Below are 5,759 nucleotides of genomic sequence, written 5' to 3' on the forward strand. Positions count from 1 at the left end.
GGGCCCGGGAAATGCGAAAGGGCCGCCCCACATCGGGCGACCCTCTCGACTCAAAAATAGTCCGGCGGTGTCCTACTCTCCCACACCCTCCCAGGTGCAGTACCATCGGCGCTGAAAGGCTTAGCTTCCGGGTTCGGAATGTAACCGGGCGTTTCCCTCTCGCTATAACCACCGAAACACTCTCACCACACCCCACACAAGGGGTCCGGAAATCTGTTCCAGCACAAGCTGCTCTCTCAAGTTACCAGAGCAACCATACTCTGAGAACCACAAAGTGGACGCGAACACCAGAAGGTGAATGTTATCAAGTCATCGGCTTATTAGTACCAGTCAGCTGCACGCATTACTGCGCTTCCACATCTGGCCTATCAACCCAGTAGTCTGCTGGGAGCCTCTCCACCCGAAGGTGACGGAAGTCTCATCTTGAGGCCGGCTTCCCGCTTAGATGCTTTCAGCGGTTATCCATCCCGAACGTAGCCAACCAGCCATGCACCTGGCGGTACAACTGGCACACCAGAGGTTCGTCCAACCCGGTCCTCTCGTACTAGGGTCAGATCCTCTCAAACTTCCTACGCGCGCAGCGGATAGGGACCGAACTGTCTCACGACGTTCTAAACCCAGCTCGCGTACCGCTTTAATGGGCGAACAGCCCAACCCTTGGGACCTACTCCAGCCCCAGGATGCGACGAGCCGACATCGAGGTGCCAAACCATGCCGTCGATATGGACTCTTGGGCAAGATCAGCCTGTTATCCCCGAGGTACCTTTTATCCGTTGAGCGACAGCGCTTCCACAAGCCACTGCCGGATCACTAGTCCCGACTTTCGTCCCTGCTCGACCTGTCAGTCTCACAGTCAAGCTCCCTTGTGCACTTACACTCGCCACCTGATTGCCAACCAGGTTGAGGGAACCTTTGGGCGCCTCCGTTACTCTTTGGGAGGCAACCGCCCCAGTTAAACTACCCACCAGGCACTGTCCCTGAACCGGATCACGGTCCGAAGTTAGATGTCCCAAATGACCAGAGTGGTATTTCAACAACGACTCCACAACCACTAGCGTGGCCGCTTCACAGTCTCCCACCTATCCTACACAAGCCATACAGAACACCAATACCAAGCTATAGTAAAGGTCACGGGGTCTTTCCGTCCTGCTGCGCGTAACGAGCATCTTTACTCGTAATGCAATTTCGCCGAGTTCGTGGTTGAGACAGTTGGGAAGTCGTTACGCCATTCGTGCAGGTCGGAACTTACCCGACAAGGAATTTCGCTACCTTAGGATGGTTATAGTTACCACCGCCGTTTACTGGGGCTTAAATTCTGAGCTTCACCCGAGGGTTAACTCGTCCTCTTAACCTTCCAGCACCGGGCAGGCGTCAGTCCGTATACATCGTCTTACAACTTCGCACGGACCTGTGTTTTTAGTAAACAGTCGCTACCCACTGGTCTCTGCGGCCCACACACGCTTTCGAAGCAAGTTCTAATACGCGCTGGGCGCCCCTTCTCCCGAAGTTACGGGGCCATTTTGCCGAGTTCCTTAACCACGATTATCTCGATCTCCTTGGTATTCTCTACCTGACCACCTGAGTTGGTTTGGGGTACGGGCGGCTAGAACCTCGCGTCGATGCTTTTCTCGGCAGCATAGGATCACCAACTTGACACCCATCACGTCTCAGCCATAAGACTCCCGGATTTGCCTAGGAGTCGGCCTACACGCTTGGACCAGGACAACCATCGCCTGGCTTGGCTACCTTCCTGCGTCACACCTGTTAATACGCTAACCGCACCAGCATGGGGTCGCGCGCTCCCTCACCCGGTGCCACCCGAAGGTGACGATGGGAGAGTTCGGGCGCTTAGCACCACTGGATTAGCTTGGGCGGTTCTTCGCCGGTACGGGAATATCAACCCGTTGTCCATCGACTACGCCTGTCGGCCTCGCCTTAGGTCCCGACTTACCCAGGGAAGATTAGCTTGACCCTGGAACCCTTGGTCTTCCGGAGGACGTGTTTCTCACACGTCATTCGCTACTCATGCCTGCATTCTCACTCGTGTGCCGTCCACGACTGGATCACTCCGCCGCTTCACTCGACACACGACGCTCTCCTACCCATCAACACGACTGCCCCGAAGGGAATCGCATGTGTCAATGCCACAACTTCGGTGGCGTGCTTGAGCCCCGCTACATTGTCGGCGCGGAATCACTTGACCAGTGAGCTATTACGCACTCTTTCAAGGGTGGCTGCTTCTAAGCCAACCTCCTGGTTGTCTCAGCAACTCCACATCCTTTCCCACTTAGCACGCGCTTAGGGACCTTAGATGGTGGTCTGGGTTGTTTCCCTCTCGACGATGAAGCTTATCCCCCACCGTCTCACTGCTGCGCTCTCACTTACCGGCATTCGGAGTTTGGCTGACGTCAGTAACCTGTTGGGGCCCATCGGCCATCCAGTAGCTCTACCTCCGGCAAGAAACACGCAACGCTGCACCTAAATGCATTTCGGAGAGAACCAGCTATCACGAAGTTTGATTGGCCTTTCACCCCTATCCACAGCTCATCCCCTCAGTTTTCAACCTAAGTGGGTTCGGCCCTCCACGACGTCTTACCGTCGCTTCAGCCTGGCCATGGATAGATCACTTCGCTTCGGGTCTAGGACACGCGACTGAATCGCCCTATTCAGACTCGCTTTCGCTACGGCTTCCCCACCCGGGTTAACCTCGCCACGTATCACTAACTCGCAGGCTCATTCTTCAAAAGGCACGCCGTCACCCCTACAAGGAGGCTCCGACGGTTTGTAAGCAAACGGTTTCAGGTACTATTTCACTCCCCTCCCGGGGTACTTTTCACCTTTCCCTCACGGTACTTGTCCGCTATCGGTCATCTGGGAGTATTTAGGCTTATCAGGTGGTCCTGACAGATTCACACGGGATTTCACGGGCCCCGTGCTACTTGGGATACTCTCCACCGCAGAACACGCATGTCGACTACGAGACTGGCACTCTCTCTGGTCCGGCTTTCAAACCGGTTCGTCTATACGCTTCTGTACGGTCACCATCACGGCAGTGATGATCGGAAAGTCCCACAACCCCGCACGTGCAACGCCTGCCGGCTCTCACACACGCACGGTTTAGCCTCATCCGCGTTCGCTCGCCACTACTAACGGAATCACTGTTGTTTTCTCTTCCTGTGGGTACTGAGATGTTTCACTTCCCCACGTTCCCTCTACCCGCCCTATATATTCAGGCGGGAGTCACCAGGACACAAAAGCGCCTGGCGGGGTTTCCCCATTCGGAAATCCTCGGATCACAGCCCGCTTATCGGCTCCCCAAGGCTTATCGCAGATTGCTACGTCCTTCTTCGGCTCCAGATGCCAAGGCATCCACCGTTTGCTCTTAAAGACTTGAAATCACATGAGCCACAGAAATAATCTGTGTTCGCTTCTTTAAGATGCTCGCGTCCACTGTGTAGTTCTCAAAGTACGGTCACACCCGGACAGCGTCGCTCACACGACACCAATCCGGGGTGAGAAGAAACAACCAAACGGCTGATCCCTCAGGACCCAACAACGTGCACGCGCCTTCCGACCATCCCCCAGACTTTCCCGAACCCGAAGATCCGTACTCATCCAAAAGACACTCGAAAGACGCCTTGTCAAAAGTTCCACCCATGAGCAAACCCCTCCGAGACATTCGCTCGAAGCGGGCTCTGGACGCCCGAAGGCGTCAGAAGCTCCTTAGAAAGGAGGTGATCCAGCCGCACCTTCCGGTACGGCTACCTTGTTACGACTTAGTCCTAATTACCGATCCCACCTTCGACAGCTCCCTCCCACAAGGGGTTAGGCCACCGGCTTCAGGTGTTACCGACTTTCATGACTTGACGGGCGGTGTGTACAAGACCCGGGAACGTATTCACCGCAGCGTTGCTGATCTGCGATTACTAGCGACTCCGACTTCATGAGGTCGAGTTGCAGACCTCAATCCGAACTGGGACCGGCTTTTTGGGATTCGCTCCACCTTACGGTATCGCCGCCCATTGTACCGGCCATTGTAGCATGCGTGAAGCCCAAGACATAAGGGGCATGATGATTTGACGTCATCCCCACCTTCCTCCGAGTTGACCCCGGCAGTATCCCATGAGTTCCCACCATTACGTGCTGGCAACATAGAACGAGGGTTGCGCTCGTTGCGGGACTTAACCCAACATCTCACGACACGAGCTGACGACAACCATGCACCACCTGTATACCGACCACAAGGGGGCGACTGTCTCCAGCCGTTTCCGGTATATGTCAAGCCTTGGTAAGGTTCTTCGCGTTGCATCGAATTAATCCGCATGCTCCGCCGCTTGTGCGGGTCCCCGTCAATTCCTTTGAGTTTTAGCCTTGCGGCCGTACTCCCCAGGCGGGGAACTTAATGCGTTAGCTGCGTCACGGAGACCGTGGAAAGGCCCCCACAACTAGTTCCCAACGTTTACGGAGTGGACTACCAGGGTATCTAAGCCTGTTTGCTCCCCACTCTTTCGCTCCTCAGCGTCAGTTACGGCCCAGAGATCTGCCTTCGCCATCGGTGTTCCTCCTGATATCTGCGCATTCCACCGCTACACCAGGAATTCCAATCTCCCCTACCGCACTCTAGTCTGCCCGTACCCACTGCAAGCTGGAGGTTGAGCCTCCAGTTTTCACAGCAGACGCGACAAACCGCCTACGAGCTCTTTACGCCCAATAATTCCGGATAACGCTTGCACCCTACGTATTACCGCGGCTGCTGGCACGTAGTTAGCCGGTGCTTTTTCTGCAGGTACCGTCACCCGAAGGCTTCTTCCCTACTAAAAGAGGTTTACAACCCGAAGGCCGTCATCCCTCACGCGGCGTTGCTGCATCAGGCTTGCGCCCATTGTGCAATATTCCCCACTGCTGCCTCCCGTAGGAGTCTGGGCCGTGTCTCAGTCCCAGTGTGGCCGGTCACCCTCTCAGGCCGGCTACCCGTCGACGCCTTGGTGAGCCATTACCTCACCAACAAGCTGATAGGACGCGAGCCCCTCCCGAACCGAAAAATCTTTCCCACCAGTAACGATGCCGTTCTGGTGCATATCCGGTATTAGACGCCGTTTCCAGCGCTTATCCCAGAGATCGGGGCAGGTTGCTCACGTGTTACTCACCCGTTCGCCACTAATCCACCCAGCAAGCTGGGCTTCATCGTTCGACTTGCATGTGTTAAGCACGCCGCCAGCGTTCATCCTGAGCCAGGATCAAACTCTCCATAAAAGAAAAATGCATACCCGAGTGGGAAAACACCCGAGCAGCGAGTTCGATCTGACCATTTAAAATAGATGTCATCTGACATCAAATGATCCAAAGGAATTCTCAACCACCAGAAAACTGGTGACGAGGATAATTTGGCATTTGACAAGTGCACGCTGTTGAGTTCTCAAAGATCAGACGCACCCAGCCCCGACTCTCCCGAGCCGGCCCTCCGGGGCAACTTCTCAATCCTAACCAGTCCGAATCTCACTGTCAAACCCGACACGCCGTGAAGCTGAACAAACAACCACACCCGCAACGAATCAGACCCGAAGAACCGAACCGGCGACAAGAAACCAACTTACCGAACCAGCCTGGACAGAACCTGGAAGCCACAGCCTCCCGGAACCGCATCCCGAAAGACACGAACCAGACCAGAAACCAGCAAACCGATCTCTCGCTGTCACACGACCTGGGGCGAAGGAACCTTCCGGCTCAACCTCTCCGCTTGGCGGCGACAAGGGAATACA

At 55.4% G+C, this 5,759-nt stretch carries 3 rRNA genes; all 3 read right to left on the bottom strand.

The features are described from left to right. Nucleotides 1-59: 59 nt before the first annotated feature. A 5S ribosomal RNA gene (rrf, locus tag NHL53_RS14430) occupies nt 60-176 on the bottom strand. A 124-nt stretch (nt 177-300) separates the two neighbouring features. Next, nucleotides 301-3,396, bottom strand: a 23S ribosomal RNA gene (locus NHL53_RS14435). A gap of 331 nt (nt 3,397-3,727) precedes the next feature. Continuing rightward, a 16S ribosomal RNA gene (locus NHL53_RS14440) occupies nt 3,728-5,253 on the bottom strand. The 16S, 23S and 5S rRNA genes sit together here, the layout of an rRNA operon. Between the last annotated feature and the right edge of the window lie 506 nt (nt 5,254-5,759).

Source organism: Microbacterium sp. gxy059 (genome assembly GCF_050958665.1).
Taxonomy (GTDB): Bacteria; Actinomycetota; Actinomycetes; order Actinomycetales; family Microbacteriaceae; genus Microbacterium.